This is a genomic window from Streptomyces chisholmiae, assembly GCF_031845445.1.
GTDB classification, from domain to species: domain Bacteria; phylum Actinomycetota; class Actinomycetes; order Streptomycetales; family Streptomycetaceae; genus Streptomyces; species Streptomyces chisholmiae.
The window spans coordinates 73,724-87,652 of the sequence record NZ_JAVREO010000021.1 but is presented as its reverse complement, the minus strand read 5'-3'; the positions used below and the strand labels follow the sequence as shown (position 1 = coordinate 87,652).

Genomic DNA, 13,929 nt, shown 5'->3' with positions numbered 1-13,929 from the left:
GCCCCCGGGCGGACGGCCACCAGCGCCGTCAGCGCCGGTAGTCCGGCTCCCCCGGCAGCCCGCCCGCCGGCGGCAGCACGGCCAGGCTCAGCCCGCGCACCAGGTGCGCGCGGAGCGCCTGGTGGCCGGCGAGCCCGGCGGCCAGCGCCCGCACCACGGCGGCCGGGTCGGCGTCGGCGTCGAGCAGCACGGCGAGGGTGCCGTCCGCCTCGCCGCCGGGCACCAGCCGGGCGGCGGCCACCGCCGGCTGGGCGGCCAGCACCTCGCGCACCGCCGCCAGCACGGCGGGGCGCTGGGCCGGCGGCTGGTCGCCGGCCAGCGCGCGCAGCGCCGGCCCGGCCACCTCGAACGGCACCGGCCCGGCGACGTCGAGCACCAGCGCGCCGGCGCCCTCCTGGACGGCGGCCGACAGCGCCTGGGTCGCGGTGACCGCCACCGGCCGCGCCTCCGGGTGCCAGCGGGCCAGCGCGTCCAGCGCGGTGAAGACCGGCAGCGCGCGCCGGCCGCCCGGCAGCTGGAGGGTGAGCAACGCCATCTCGCTGCTCTTCTCCCGGCGCCGGCCGGCCTCGTCGGTCTCGGCCTCGCCGAGCACCGCGACCACGCCGGCCAGCAGCCGGGACCCGGCCAACGCGGCCAGCACCGCCGGCTCGCGGCCGGCGGGGGCCGCGGCCCAGGCGTCGAGTGCCGCACGCAGCGCCGGGTCGGCGGTGCCGTCGTCGTCGGCGAAGGCCGGCTGGGGGATGTTCCTGAGCGCCATCCGTCGAGGGTATCCAGGGCGTGAGCCGGCGCCTGCGGCGGGCGACCGGAACGGAGGCGCGCGTTCCCCCTCACGCCCTGTTACGTGTTTTTCACCCACACGCCGGTGACTCGCGAGAATGTGCGAGTTACCGTTCAGAATTATGAATCCAAACGCCCGGCACCCGGCACGGCGGTTTCGCCCCACCCTGTTGGTGAACACCGCGCTCGCCGGCACGCTGCTGGCGTTCTCGGTCGCCGGGGACGCCCCGGTGGAGCCCGGCGGGGTCACCGAGCCCACCCCGGACGAGGCGCGGGCCGGCGCGGTGCCGGGCGACGAGGCCGTCGACCACGCCCCGCCCACCCAGCGCGCGCCGCACCTGCTGCTCCCGGACCGGGCGGCGAACGCGGCGCTGGCCCGCGCGATGCTGACGCTGCCGGCCGAGCCGGCCGCCCGGCTGTCGGTCTCGGTGCTGGCGCTGGACAGCGGTGCCGCGGCGACCTTCGGCAGCCAGCGCTTCGACACGGCCAGCATCGTCAAGGTCAACGTGCTGGCCGCGCTGCTGCTCAAGGCGCAGGACGAGGGCCGGGAGCTGACCGAGTTGGAGCGGGAGCGGGCCGAGGTGATGATCCGGCGGAGCGACAACGCGGCGACCGACGCGCTGTGGTGGCTGATCGGCGGCGCCAGCGGCCTGGACGCGGCCAACGAGCGGCTGGGCCTGACCTCGACCACGCCGGGCGACGGCGGGCACTGGGGGCTGACCCAGACCACCAGCGCCGACCAGATAGCCCTGCTGGCCGCGATATACGCGCCGTCCTCGGAGCTGGACGCGGACTCGCGGGGGTACCTGCGGGAGCTGATGAGCACGGTGGTGGACGGCCAGCGGTGGGGCGTCTCGGCCGCCGCGGACGCCGGCTTCGAGCTGAAGAACGGCTGGCTGCCGCGGAGCGAGACCGGCCTGTGGGACGTGAACAGCATCGGCCTGGTGACCGCGGACGGCCGCGACTACCTGGTCGCGGTGGTCTCCGACGGCCACTCCAGCCAGGAGGCCGGCATAGCGGCCGTCGAGTGGGCCGCCAGCCGGGCGATCGAGACCCTGGACGCCGGCCCGGTCACCCGCGCGACCTGACCGCGCCGCGACGCGAGCCGTCCCCGCTCCGCGGCCGGGGCACCGACCTTGGCCCTCACCCAGCACGAGCCGCCTCGACCGGCGACCGCGCCGCGACGCGAGCCGCCGTCCCCGACCGCCGGACACGCCGCCGCACGGACCCGCCCCGCTCCCCCTGCCACGCTCCGGCACCAGCCGGCACCGGCAGCTGAACGGCCCAGGCGCCGGCCCCGGCGCCAGGCGCCAGCGGCGTGTCCGCGGCCGGCGCGGATCGCGCCGAGGTCGACCGGTCGCCGGCCGCGGCCGTTCCCGTCCAAGGAAGCCGTCCGGCGCAGCCGTCCGGGGGTCAGTCGGGTCTGACCGGGAGGCCGCCCAGCCAGACGCGGCGGAGGAGCAGCGCGCCGCCGGTGCCCAGCAGCAGCGCGCCCAGGCCGCCGGCCACCGGGGCCAGCCAGCCGGCCCCGTCGCCGCCGGTCGGCTCCGGCCGGGGTCCCGGCCCGAAGTACTCGCCGGTGTGCAGGCCGTCCGGCTCGGCGGCCGGCGCGCCGGCCGCCTCGTTGGCCGCCTCGATCGCGGCGGCGGCGTCCACCAGGCCGCTGCCCACCGCGTCGTTCCGGCCGCCGTCCGGGCTGTGCTGCGCGGTCTCGGTCAACAGCCTGCGTACCTCGGCCGGTGGCAGGTCGGGGTGGGCGGAGAGCAGCAGCGCGGCGCAGCCGGAGACGAAGGCGGCGGCGGCCGAGGTGCCCCAGCCGGTGTAGTAGCGGCTGTCCGGGTCGGCGACGATCACGTCCTTGCCCGGGGCGCTGAGCGCCGCGTACCAGCGCCGGGTGGAGAACTCGGCGGGGCTGCCGCCGCGGTCCACCGCGGCGACCGCGAGCACCCCCGGGTAGCCGGCCGGGTAGGAGACCGGGTCGCCCTTCTCGCCGCCGTTGCCGGCCGAGGCGACGACCACGGCGCCCTTGCTCAGCGCGTAGCGGACCGCGGCGTCCTCCTCCGGGTCGGGGTGCGCGGAGGCGCTGTCGTCGCCGAGCGAGAGGTTGATCACGTCCGCGCCCTGGTCGGCGGCCCAGCGGATGCCCTCGGCGAGCGCGCCGGCGCGCTCGTCCCTGGCCCGGTCCCGGTCCGGGTCGTCGTCCTCAAGCAGCACCCGCACCGGGAGGATTCGCGCCTCGGGGGCGACGCCGAGCACACCGTCGCCGCCGTCCCGGCCGTGGCCGTGCCCGGCGATGATGCCGGCCATGGCGGTGCCGTGCTCGGCCCAGTGCGGCTCGCCGGGGCCCGCGCCGAGCTGGACGAAGTCCCAGCCTTCCGCGACGTTGTCGACCAGGTCGGGGTGGTCGGCGTCCACGCCGGTGTCGAGCACCGCGACGGTGACCCCCTCGCCCCTGGTGTACTCCCACGCCTGGGGCGCGCGCACCGCGTCCAGCGCCCAGCGCTGCTGGTCCCGGATCGAGTCGGCGCCGGCCGGCGCCGCGGTGCCGAGCAGGGTGGCGAGCGCGAGCGCGGCGGCGGTGCCCAGGCGGGCGGCGGGGTGCCTCACGCGCCGTCCCCCGTCCGCGCCTCGTGGGCCTGGTGCAGCCGGTCGACGACACCGTCGGCTATGCCCTGGGTGTCGTGGCCGAGGCCGGCCAGCGCCACGCCGCTGTCGGCGCCGTCGGCGGTGGCCTCGGCGGCCGGCTCGGGCGCCTCGACCTGGCGGCCGTCCGCGAAGCCCGTCACGGCCCAGGCGACCACGGGGAGTTGGTCGGCCACCTCGATGGTCCAGGCGGCGCGCTGCGGGTCGCCGAACTCCTCGGCGACCGAGCCGTCCACCGGGAAGGTGCGGGGCAGCAGGTCGGTCCTGGTGGCCAGCTCCTCGCCGGCGAAGCGGTCGGCGAGCAGGGTCATCCCGGCCGGGTCGGCCGTGGTGAAGAGCAGTCCCACGGTGGTCACGGTGGTCTCGGTCTCGTCGGTGTAGGTGGCACGTATCAGGCGGTGGCAGCCGGCGCCGGAGAGCACCTCGGCGAGCAGCGGGTCGAAGGCCTCGGCGCAGCCGCTGTCGGGGGCGACGCCGAGCCGCAGCCAGCGCCGGTCGGCGCCGCCAGGGCCAGCGCCGGTGGCCGTCAGCTCCGGCGGGAACAGCTCGTCGACCGGCAGCTCGCGCCACAGGTCGCGGCCGCTCTCCCAGACGCCGGCGGCGGCCTCGCTCCCGTCGTCCCCGGCCAGCCAGGCACCGGCGGCGGCGCCGCCGAGCAGCCCGGTGCCCAGCACCAGGCAGAGCACGGCGCCGGCCATCCGGCCCGGCAGCCGGGCGCCGAGCGCGCGCCAGGCCCGGCCGGGCACCGGCGGCCGGCCGGCGGGCGGCGGCGGGGCGTACGGCGGGGGCGGCGCCGGGTAGCCGGGCGGGACGGCGAACGGGGCCGCCGGCGCGGCCGGTTGGGGCGGGCGGCCGGGCGGCGGCGGGACGGTCGGGGGCGGCGGGACCGCGCGCGCCTGCGCGTGGGCGAGCGGGGAGGCGGGGAAGGAACGCGATCCCTGCTCGGTGTTCATCCGCCCCACTCCCCGGCCAACCGGCGACCTGCTGGTCCCACGTGAACGTGGTTACTTTACGGGCGGGCGGCTAGGCAGCGGTACCTGGCCCGTCGGACACGGTCAGCACACCGCGCAGGATCCGATCAAGGTCGGTCAGCGGCGGGCTGGCGGCGACATCGTCCCAACTCAGCCGCAGCAGCAGGAGGGTGGACGGGTCCTCGGGCGAGACGAAGGCGACCGTCTCCACGACGGCCGAGGCGACCGGCGTGGTCAGCGCGACCCGGACCCGGTAGCCGGGCTGACCGGCCACGGTCACGGACTCGGCGGCCAGCTCCTCGGTGCCGAAGATCCCGCCGTAGGCCTCGGCCGGGTAGGAGTCCCGCTGGTGGCCGAGGAGGTCGGAGCGGGCCGAGCCCTCGGTGGAGAAGGTCCCGGCGCCGGGCAGCGCCCGCAGCGTCGCGGACCCGGCCAGGCAGTCCAGCGTCTCGTCGGCCGGGCAGGGGTAGCCGCCGTACACCACGGTGGCGCCCGGCCCCCCGGAACGTTCCCGCCAGCCGTCGGGCACCGGGAGGGCCACCCCGCCGACCCGGTTCTCGGTCAGCGCGCCGCCCTGGGCGCCGTCGTCAGCCGTGGGGCTCGGCCCGGTGCCGTCGGCGCGGGTGGGCCCCGGCCGACCCTCGTCGCCGACCAGCAGCGCGCCCAGCACGGCGCCGGCCACGGCCAGTCCCAGCAGGCCGAGGCCGAGCACCCGGCGCTCCCGCCACCGGCCGCGCCGGGGGGCGGGGGCGGACGAGCGCGCGCCGGTCACCGGGCGGTCGCCGGGCAGCGTGGGCAGGGAGCCGGGTGGGGTGCCGAAGGCGTCGGCCGGCAGCGCCGGCAGGGTGGGGGTGCGCGGCGGCCCGCCGGCGGGGCGGCGCAGCGAGGTCCAGGCGGTGCCGTTCCACCAGCGTTCGGGCGCGGGCTCGGCTCCTTCGTGGCCCGGGTCCTGGTACCAGCCGGGCGGTGTGGTCTGGCTCACCCAGTGAACGTCTCACACCGGCGCCGTCGCGGCCAGTGTCCGGTCGATGACCCCCGGGCACCACCAACGCCCGGCGCATGGCCGGGCGTTGGGTGGGTGACCTGGTGGGGCCGCGGGTGCGGCAGGGTCGGGTGGGCCGGGAAGCGGGGGGACGGTCCCACGGTCGTGGGACCCACCGAGGGAAAGGCGACTTCCCGGCGATCCGGTGGGGCGCTACCTGCCGGAGCCGGCCGGCTCCGGCTCGGGGACGGCCTCGGCCGCCTTGGCCAGCTCGGCCTTGCCGCCGGGCAGGATGCGGGCCAGCCAGTGCGAGCGCCCGGCGACCAGCGGTGCCAGCACGGCCAGGATCAGCACGTAGCCGGCGATGAACGGCGAGAGCCGCGGGTCGAGACCGGCCACCGCGGCCATGGTGGCCAGGATCAGGGCGAACTCGCCCCGGGCCAGCAGGGTGGTGCCGACGTTGGCCGTGGGCAGTGCGCCGAAGCCGTAGATCCGGGCGGTGAACAGACCGGCGGCGATGTTCATCACCACGGTGAGCAGCACCGCGATCAGCACCGGCCAGATGACCGTGGGCAGGTCGCCCGGCGCGATGGAGAGCCCGAAGCCGAAGAAGAAGATCGCGGCGAAGGCGTCCCGCAACGGGTGGACCAGCTCCCTGATCCGTTCGCCGGACGCGGTGTTGCCGAGGATCAGACCGACCATGAAGGCGGCGATGGCGTCCGCCACGCCGAACTGCTCCGCGACCCCGGAGACCAGGACCGCGGCCCCCAGGAAGGAGATGGTGAGCAGCTCGTCGTCCTTGGTGGCGAAGAGCTTGCCGATGATCTGGGTGCCCCAGCGGGCCGCGACGGCCAGCAGCACCAGGAAGCCGAACGCCTTGGTGATCTGCCAGGCGGTCTCGCCCGCCCCCTCGGAGCCGGAGATGATCGGCTGGAGAGCGGCCAGGTAGAGGGCGAGGAAGATGTCCTCGACCACGATGATGCCCAGGATGGGCTTGGTTTCCGGGTTTCCGATGCGGCCGGCGTCGACCAGGATCTTGGTGACGATGGCCGAGGACGAGATACCGAGCACACCGGCGAGCACCAGCGCCTCGGAGGTGCCCCAGCCGAGCGCGAAGCCGAAGATCAGCCCGGCGCCGACGTTGAGCGCGAGGTAGACGGAGCCGGCGATGGCCATCTTCTTGCCGCCGGTCTTGAGGTCGTCCATGTGGAACTCAAGGCCGAGGTAGAACAGCAGCAGGACCAGCCCGAGCGCGGAGAGCATCTCCAGGTCGTGCGGGTCCTCCAGCAGCACGAAGCCGGGGGTGTTGGGGCCGAGCAGGATGCCGGCCAGGATGAAGAGCGGGATCGTGGGCAGGCCTATCCGGCCGCCGAGTCGGGCGAGGATCGCGGCGGCGACGAAGGCGCCGCCCATCGCGAGCAGGGTGTCAGCGTGTCCCATCTACCCCATCACCCCTGGGTACGAAGTGGGCGGGCAACGGGCAAGAGAGCGGCGGGACCGGGGAGGGTGCCGGGTCGGGTGGGCGTCGGCAAGTGAGTTTCTCCTTCGCGGCGTCCGGACGGCTCGGCAAAGTGAGCGTCAAGAAAGCGTTAATACTTAGCTTACCAAACGATTTTCGGTCGGCTAGAGGGCATGGGGATTTTGTCGGAGGTATGCGGCATGATCCGTGCCGTGACCACACGCCTGATGCTGCTCGACACCGCCTCGCTGTACTTCCGCGCCTACCACGGCGTCCCCGACTCCGTCCGGGCCCCCGACGGCACTCCGGTGAACGCCGTGCGCGGCCTGCTGGACTTCATCGCCCGGCTGGTCGCCGACCACCACCCCGACGCCCTGGTGGCCTGCCTGGACGAGGACTGGCGGCCCGCCTGGCGGGTGGCGCTGATCCCGACCTACAAGGCCCACCGGGTGGCTGAAGAGGTCCCCCAGGGCGCGGACGTCGAGGAGGTCCCCGACACCCTGACCCCCCAGGTGCCGGTGATCGCGGCGGTGCTGGACGCGGTGGGCATCCTGCGGCAGGGCGCCGCCGAGCACGAGGCGGATGACGTCATCGGCACCCTCAGCCGGCGCGCGCCCGGTCCGGTGGACATCGTCACCGGCGACCGCGACCTCTTCCAGCTGATCGACGACTCCCGGGGCGTCCGGGTTCTCTACCCCGTCCGCGGCATGGGGAACCTGGCCGTCTTCGACGAGGCGGCGCTGCGCGACCGGTACGGCGTGGACGGCCCCGGCTACGCCGACCTGGCCACCCTCCGCGGAGACCCGAGCGACGGGCTGCCCGGGGTGCCGGGCATCGGTGAGAAGACGGCGGCCAAGCTGCTGGACCGCTTCGGCGACCTGCCGGGGCTGGTCGCCGCCCTGGCCGACCCGACCTCCGGGCTCACCCCGGCCCAGCACCGCCGGCTCTCCGAGTCCCTCGACTACCTGGCGGTGGCGCCGCAGGTGGTGCGGGTGGTCACCGACCTGCCGCTGCCCGTGCGGGACGCCACGCTGCCGGCCACCCCGCGCGACCCGGCGGCGCTGGCCGCCCTGGACGAGCGCTGGGGCCTGGGCGGCTCCCTGAACCGCCTCCTGACCGCCCTCGCCGCCCGCGCCAGCGCCTAGGTGTGCTGTCCCGGGACCAGCACCGCCGCCGTCGGCGGGCCCCTGCCCCAGCGACCGACGGCGGCGCCGGACGGCGAGCGGCCGGCCGGCCGGGCGGCCGGGAGCGACGGCGAGACCACGCACGGCACGGCGGAGCCGTCCGGCGGAGCGGCTCAACGGCCCCCGAGGCCGGACAGCAGCGGCACGGCACGGCGGAGCCGTCCGGCGGCCCGGCGACCCGGGGCGGCCGCACCCGCCGGCAGCCCCGGCCCGCCGCGGAGCGGCTGCGCGCCGCACGCCGGCCGCCCCGTTCAGCCCAGGGAGCTGTAGGCCACCACCCCACGCCGCAGCTGGTCCACCGCCTTGCGGGCCGTCCCGCCCACGCCGCTCTCCCCGGGCGCGGCGGCGGAGAGCTGCCCCAGCACGTCGATGACCTGCTTGCACCAGCGGACGAAGTCGCCGGCCGGCATCTCCGCGTCCCGCAGCACGGCGTCCAGCCCCTCACCGCGCGCCCAGCGGTAGACCGGCCAGGCGAAGCCGAGATCCGGCTCCCGCTGGCCGACGCCGGTGACGGCGCTGATCCGGTGCCGCTCCTCCAGGCCGTCCAGCCGGCCCCAGATCCGCACCATGTCGCCGAGCGCCCGCCGGGCCGCGCCGTCCGGCACCTCCGGCGCCGGGGCGTCGTCCGCCGAGCGGGCCTCGTAGACCAGCGCGGAGACGCAGGCGGCCAGCTCGGCTGGCTCCAGCCCCTCCCAGACCCCGTCCCGCAGGCACTCGCTGGCCAGCAGGTCCAACTCGCCGTAGAGCCTGGCCAGCCGGCGGCCGTCCTCGGTCACCTCGTCGCCGCGCAGGTAGTCCAGCTCGGTGAGCAGCGCCGCGACCTGGTCGAAGGTGCGGGCGATGGTGTTGGTCCTGCCGGCGATCCGCCGCTCCAACTGCCGGGTGTCCCGGCGCAGTCGGTGGTAGCGCTCGGCCCACCTGGCGTGGTCCTCCCGGGACTCGCAGCCGTGGCACGGGTGGGCGCGCAGCTCCCGACGCAGCCGCGCGATCTCCTGGTCGTCCGCCGCCTCGGCCCGCCCCCTGCGGTGCCGGCGCGGCTCCAGGTGCCCGGCCTTGGTCCGCAGGGCGGCGGCCAGGTCACGCCGGGACTGGGGGCTGCGCTGGTTGAACGAGCGGGGCACCCGCATCCGCCCCAGCGCCTCGATCGGCACCGGGAAGTCGATCGAGCCCAGCCGCTTGACCTGCCGCTGCACGGTGAGCACCAACGGCCGCGGCCCGTCGTGGTGTTCGTAGCCGCGGTGTCCACCGCTGCGCCCGTCCGGCATGCCGGGGTCGAGCACCAGCGCCAGCCCGGCGAACTTGCCGGTCGGCACGTGGATGATGTCCCCCGGCCGCAGCCGCTCCAGCGCCTCGGCGGCGGCCGCCCGCCGCTGGGCCACGCCCTGCCGGGCCAGCTCGGTCTCCCGCTCCTTGAGCCGCTGCCGCAGCCCGGCGTACTCCTCGAAGTCCCCCAGGTGGCAGGTCATCGCCTCCCGGTAGCCCTCCAGGCCGGTCTCGTTGCGCTGCACCTGCCGCGAGATCCCGACCACCGACCGGTCGGCCTGGAACTGCGCGAAGGACGTCTCCAACAGCTCCCTGGACCGCCGGCGGCCGAACTGGGCGACCAGGTTGACCGCCATGTTGTAGGACGGCTTGAACGAGGAGCGCAGCGGATAGGTGCGCGCCCCCGCCAGCCCGCCGAGCGCCCCCGGGTCCATGCCGCGCTGCCAGAGCACCACCGCGTGCCCCTCGACATCGATCCCGCGCCGCCCGGCCCGGCCGGTGAGCTGGGTGTACTCGCCGGGGGTGATGTCGGCGTGCTGCTCGCCGTTCCACTTGACCAGCTTCTCCAACACCACCGACCTGGCCGGCATGTTGATGCCCAGGGCGAGCGTCTCGGTGGCGAAGACGGCCTTCACCAGCCCCTTGACGAACAGTTCCTCGACGACCTCCTTGAAGGTCGGCAGCATGCCCGCGTGGTGCGCCGCGAGCCCGCGTTCCAGGCCCTCCAGCCACTCGAAGTACCCCAGCACGTGGAGGTCCTCGTCGGGGATGGCGGCGGTCCGCCGCTCCACGATCTCCCGCACCCGGGCACCGGCGGCGGCGTCGTTCAGCCGCAGCCCGGCGTGCAGGCACTGCTGGACCGCCGCCTGGCAGCCCGCCCGGCTGAAGATGAAGGTGATCGCCGGCAGCAGTCCCTCGGCGTCCAGCCGGTCGATGACCTCCGCCCGGCTGGGCGTGTAGAGCCGGTTCCGCTGCCGCTTCTCGCGCTCCCGCTCGGCCGCCCGCCGGGCGTCCCGGCCGTTGCGGTTGCGGTCCCGCGCGCCCCAGGAGCGGGTGTTCTCCAGCCGGGCCATCCGCAGCAGGTCGGGGTTGACCTCCCGCTTGTGCTCGGACTCGGCGAACAGGTCGTAGAGCCGGCGGCCGGCCAGCACGTGCTGCCACAGCGGCACCGGCCGGTGCTCGGAGACGATCACCCGGGTGTCGCCACGGACCGTGTCCAGCCAGTCGCCGAACTCCTCCGCGTTGGAGACGGTGGCGGAGAGCGAGACCAGCGAGACCGACTCCGGCAGGTGGATGATCACCTCCTCCCACACCGCGCCCCGGAAGCGGTCGGAGAGGTAGTGCACCTCGTCCATCACCACGTAGCCCAGGTTGGTCAGCGAGGCGGAGTTGGCGTACAGCATGTTCCGCAGCACCTCGGTGGTCATCACGACCACCGGCGCCTCGGGGTTGACGCTGTTGTCCCCGGTCAGCAGGCCGACCTTGTCCTCGCCGTACCGGCGCAGCAGATCGGCGTACTTCTGGTTGGAGAGCGCCTTGATGGGCGTGGTGTAGAAGCACTTCCGGCCCTGGGTGAGGGCCAGGTGGACGGCGAACTCGCCGACGATCGTCTTGCCCGAGCCGGTCGGCGCCGCGACCAGCACGCCCTGCCCGGCTTCCAGGGCCTGACACGCCTCCAGTTGGAAGTCGTCCAGCGCGAAGTCGTAGAGCTCACGGAACGGGGCGAGAGCGGTCCGCTCGTCAGCGGCCCGACGCCGGGACTCGGCGTACCGCTCGGCGGGAGAGATGTGCTCGGTCATCGTGTCCCGAGCCTACCGGGCCCACGCGCCGCGGCCCGGGGAAAATGCGCCGGCGGCGGCCGGCCCGGCCGGGAAACGCCCAGCTCAGCGGGACCTACGGGGGACGGCAGGACGGTCGTCCGGCAGTCCCGGGGGCCGGCCGGCGGGAGACCACGGGCCGGGCGGCGCGCCGCCCGGCGGACGGATCGGGCACCCGCGTGGTCTCACCGCTCAGCCGGTGGTCCCCCGGCTGCTCAGGTCACGTCGTCGTGCCCGTTGACCGGCCGGTCCCGGTCCTCGATCCGCTCGGCCGGGCCGACCGGCTCCGGCGTCAGGTCGAGCTGGGAGGCCTCCTCGTCGCTGAGCCCGGCGTCCGGGTTCTGCTTCCGCCGCCGGCGGTCGTTGAGCACCGCGATACCGCAGGCCAGGAAGTAGAGGCCGGTGACCGGCACCTGGAGGGCGACCATGGAGAGCAGGTCGGTGGGCGTGATGGCGGCCGCGAAGATCGCGATGCCCATCACCATCCACCGCCACCAGCTGAGCATCCGCTTGCCGGTGACCACGCCGCCCAGGTTCAGCAGGACGAGCAGCAGCGGCAGTTCGAACGAGAGCCCGAAGGCGAGGGCCAGCCGGACGGTGATGTCCAGGACCTCCTCGACGCTGACGAAGTTCTGCGCGTCGTCGGCGCTGAAGCTCAGCAGCACCGGAATGGCCCGGGGCAGCAGCCAGTAGGCGAAGTAGGTGCCGGTCAGGAAGAGCGGCACGCCGACCGCGACCACGGCCCGGCTGTACTTCTTCTCGCTGCGGTGCAGCCCCGGGGCGATGAAGGCCCAGAACTGGTAGAGCCAGACCGGCGAGGCGCCGATGAGCCCGACCAGCAGCGAGACCCGCAGGTAGGTGGCGAACGGCGCGGTCAGGCCGTTCTGCGCCAGGACAGCGCAGCGCCGCTCCCGGGCGGCGGGGTCGCCGTACTCACAGATCGGCACCGGTTCGGTGAGGAAATCCATGATGTCCTTGGCGAAGAACGCCCCGACGATCGCGACCACCACGACCGAAAGGGCCGCGATCCCCAGCCGGTTGCGCAACTCACGGAGATGCTCGGTGAGCGGCATCCGCCCTTCGGGATCCTTCGGCGGTTTCCGCGCGGTCTTGGGCACCCCACGTCCTCATCTCGTCGGACGGCCGGCATCCACCCGGCCGCTCTCCTCACACTGCCAGGACACCGCTACGGGCTCAGCCCTTGGTCGTGTCCCGGGGCTCGTCAACGGGGCGCGCGCCGGCCGCCTCACCCGGGGCCGACTGGATGACGCGCGGCGCCACGGCCGGCTCGGCGTCGGCGGGGGCGGCCTCGCCCGACTTCCCGTCCGACTTCATGGCGGCGGTCTCGCTCTTCATGATCCGCATGGACTTGCCCAGCGCCCTGGCGGTGTCCGGCAGACGCTTGGAGCCAAAGACCACCACGACGACGAGGAAGACGATCAGCAGGTGCGTGGGGGAGATAGCGCCCATAACGTGTCTTCTCTCTCTTCAGGTTCTCTCTTCGAGAGATGTGGAACCGATGATGTGTCGGTGGCGGTGGCGGGCAATTCTGTCCACCATGCCGCACGATCAGCAATCCTAACGCGCGGGGGTAAACACAAAGCAATGGTTGGGAGTCGCCCTATCCCTGCCGGATCTCCTCGACGACATCCCCGGACAGCTCCCGCCGCACCCCTCCTGACCTGGCCGCGAGCGGCCCTGCCGCGCGTTCCAGGTCGGCCGCGGCACGGCTGATCCGCTCCGCGCTCTCCCCCACGGCCCGGGAGAGACGACGCACCTCAAGCCCCACCCGCACCGCCAGCACCCCCAGCACGGCAACCCCGGCGAAGGCGAGCGCCACCTGCGACATCGGCCAGAACACGGCTATCCCAACTCCTCGTAGGCACGGAGCGCGGCCCGCGCCGCCGCCCTGGCGCTGTCCGCCAGCTCCGGCGGCGCGACGATCCGCCCGTCACCGCCCAGCCGCAGCGCCAGCCGGCGCAGCGTGGTCGGGTCCGGGGTGCGCAGCGTCACCCGCAGCCCGCCGTCGGGCAGTTCCTCGGCCGTGTCGTGCGCGTAGTACTCGGCGACCCACCGGCCGCCGGGGCCGACCTCGATGACCACCTCGGGGTCGGTCGGCGCCGGCTGGACCAGGCCCTCGCTCAGGTCGCGGGGCTCGACGGGCGGCGGGTCGGCCGGCGTGTCCAGCAGCTCGATGCTGGCGACCCGGTCCAGCCGGAAGGTGCGCCGCGCCTCGGTGCGGCGGCACCACGCCTCGACGTAGGTGTGGCCGACGGCGAACAGCCGAATCGGGTCGATCTCCCGGTCGGTCAGCTCGTCCCGGCCCGGCGAGTAGTAGCGGATGCGCAGCCGCCGCCGCTCGGCGATGGCCCGGTCCACCTCGGCGAACACCCCGCCCTCCGACTCGAAGGTGACCGAGACCCGCGAGCTGGCCCTGGCGCTCTCCCCGGCCGCCGCCTCCAGCTTGGCGGTGAGCCGCAGCAGCGCGTCCCGGTCGCCGTCCCGCAGCCCCGGCATGGTGGCCACGGCGCGCGCCGCGACCAGCAGCGCGGTCGCCTCGTCGGCGGCCAGCCGCAGCGGCTGGCCGGTGGTGGAGCCGGTGGCCGCCGCGTTGTACCACCAGATGTGCTCACCGTCGGTGTCGATGTCCAGCAGATCGCCGCCCCGGAAGCTGGTGCCGCACATCGGCAGCACGCTCAGGTCGGAGATCAGCTCGTCCTGGGTGACGCCGAAGGCGCGCGCCACCTCGTCGACCCTGGCACCCGGCCGCTCCCTGAGATAGGTCACCAGCGACAGCAGCCGCCTGGTGCGGTCTATGGCGGTGGTCGCCATG

At 75.1% G+C, this 13,929-nt stretch carries 12 protein-coding genes; 2 read left to right on the top strand and 10 right to left on the bottom strand.

Translation table 11 applies throughout. The features are described from left to right. Nucleotides 1-28: 28 nt before the first annotated feature. The gene (locus RM844_RS27145; protein WP_311670040.1) at nucleotides 29-757 is read right to left on the bottom strand and encodes an SseB family protein; all 729 of its coding nucleotides are present in this window, start codon (nucleotides 755-757) and stop codon (nucleotides 29-31) included. A 142-nt stretch (nucleotides 758-899) separates the two neighbouring features. Here RM844_RS27145 and RM844_RS27140 point away from each other — a divergent pair, with 142 nt between their 5' ends. After that, nucleotides 900-1,865 (top strand): serine hydrolase, encoded by a 966-nt coding sequence (locus tag RM844_RS27140; RefSeq protein ID WP_311670039.1) that lies wholly within the window; start codon nucleotides 900-902, stop codon nucleotides 1,863-1,865. Nucleotides 1,866-2,190: 325 nt separating this feature from the next. Here RM844_RS27140 and mycP read toward each other — a convergent pair whose 3' ends face one another. The 4 genes from mycP to RM844_RS27120 form a co-directional block, all read right to left on the bottom strand. Beyond that, on the bottom strand, nucleotides 2,191-3,384 hold the full coding sequence (mycP, locus tag RM844_RS27135) for a type VII secretion-associated serine protease mycosin (RefSeq protein ID WP_394814609.1): 1,194 nt from the start codon (nucleotides 3,382-3,384) through the stop codon (nucleotides 2,191-2,193). Further along, nucleotides 3,381-4,373 carry a hypothetical protein gene (locus RM844_RS27130; RefSeq protein WP_311670038.1) on the bottom strand — a complete coding sequence of 331 codons (993 nt, stop codon included), beginning with the start codon at nucleotides 4,371-4,373 and terminating at the stop codon, nucleotides 3,381-3,383. Before RM844_RS27130 ends, mycP begins: the two co-directional genes overlap by 4 nt. A gap of 70 nt (nucleotides 4,374-4,443) precedes the next feature. After that, nucleotides 4,444-5,373 (bottom strand): DUF2510 domain-containing protein, encoded by a 930-nt coding sequence (locus RM844_RS27125; RefSeq protein WP_311670037.1) that lies wholly within the window; start codon nucleotides 5,371-5,373, stop codon nucleotides 4,444-4,446. Between the two features lie 213 nt (nucleotides 5,374-5,586). After that, on the bottom strand, nucleotides 5,587-6,786 hold the full coding sequence (locus RM844_RS27120) for a cation:proton antiporter (protein WP_311670067.1): 1,200 nt from the start codon (nucleotides 6,784-6,786) through the stop codon (nucleotides 5,587-5,589). Nucleotides 6,787-7,032: 246 nt separating this feature from the next. Here RM844_RS27120 and RM844_RS27115 point away from each other — a divergent pair, with 246 nt between their 5' ends. Further along, nucleotides 7,033-7,977, top strand: a complete 945-nt coding sequence (locus tag RM844_RS27115; protein WP_311670036.1) for a 5'-3' exonuclease — start codon at nucleotides 7,033-7,035, stop codon at nucleotides 7,975-7,977. Between the two features lie 290 nt (nucleotides 7,978-8,267). On the opposite strand, the gene RM844_RS27110 is transcribed toward RM844_RS27115, so the two are convergent. The 5 genes from RM844_RS27110 to RM844_RS27090 form a co-directional block, all read right to left on the bottom strand. Beyond that, a complete protein-coding gene (locus tag RM844_RS27110) occupies nucleotides 8,268-11,078 on the bottom strand; it encodes a DEAD/DEAH box helicase (protein WP_311670035.1) in 2,811 nt (936 codons plus the stop codon). A gap of 233 nt (nucleotides 11,079-11,311) precedes the next feature. Further along, the gene (gene tatC / locus RM844_RS27105; protein ID WP_394814608.1) at nucleotides 11,312-12,214 is read right to left on the bottom strand and encodes a twin-arginine translocase subunit TatC; all 903 of its coding nucleotides are present in this window, start codon (nucleotides 12,212-12,214) and stop codon (nucleotides 11,312-11,314) included. 76 nt (nucleotides 12,215-12,290) lie between these two features. After that, on the bottom strand, nucleotides 12,291-12,566 hold the full coding sequence (gene tatA, locus RM844_RS27100) for a Sec-independent protein translocase subunit TatA (protein ID WP_311670033.1): 276 nt from the start codon (nucleotides 12,564-12,566) through the stop codon (nucleotides 12,291-12,293). Nucleotides 12,567-12,717: 151 nt separating this feature from the next. Next, the gene (locus RM844_RS27095; protein ID WP_311670032.1) at nucleotides 12,718-12,957 is read right to left on the bottom strand and encodes a hypothetical protein; all 240 of its coding nucleotides are present in this window, start codon (nucleotides 12,955-12,957) and stop codon (nucleotides 12,718-12,720) included. Between the two features lie 2 nt (nucleotides 12,958-12,959). Continuing rightward, complete coding sequence (locus RM844_RS27090) at nucleotides 12,960-13,928, bottom strand: helix-turn-helix transcriptional regulator (RefSeq protein WP_311670031.1); 969 nt, start codon at nucleotides 13,926-13,928, stop codon at nucleotides 12,960-12,962. Between the last annotated feature and the right edge of the window lies 1 nt (nucleotide 13,929).

What these genes read in the sequence shown, in the direction of transcription:
- RM844_RS27145 (WP_311670040.1), bottom strand. Translation starts at nt 757, where the DNA reads ATGGCGCTCAGGAACATCCCCCAGCCGGCCTTCGCCGACGACGACGGC.
- RM844_RS27140 (WP_311670039.1), top strand. Translation starts at nt 900, where the DNA reads ATGAATCCAAACGCCCGGCACCCGGCACGGCGGTTTCGCCCCACCCTG.
- RM844_RS27130 (WP_311670038.1), bottom strand. Translation starts at nt 4,373, where the DNA reads ATGAACACCGAGCAGGGATCGCGTTCCTTCCCCGCCTCCCCGCTCGCC.
- RM844_RS27120 (WP_311670067.1), bottom strand. Translation starts at nt 6,786, where the DNA reads ATGGGCGGCGCCTTCGTCGCCGCCGCGATCCTCGCCCGACTCGGCGGC.
- RM844_RS27115 (WP_311670036.1), top strand. Translation starts at nt 7,033, where the DNA reads ATGATCCGTGCCGTGACCACACGCCTGATGCTGCTCGACACCGCCTCG.
- RM844_RS27110 (WP_311670035.1), bottom strand. Translation starts at nt 11,078, where the DNA reads ATGACCGAGCACATCTCTCCCGCCGAGCGGTACGCCGAGTCCCGGCGT.
- tatA (WP_311670033.1), bottom strand. Translation starts at nt 12,566, where the DNA reads ATGGGCGCTATCTCCCCCACGCACCTGCTGATCGTCTTCCTCGTCGTC.
- RM844_RS27090 (WP_311670031.1), bottom strand. Translation starts at nt 13,928, where the DNA reads ATGGCGACCACCGCCATAGACCGCACCAGGCGGCTGCTGTCGCTGGTG.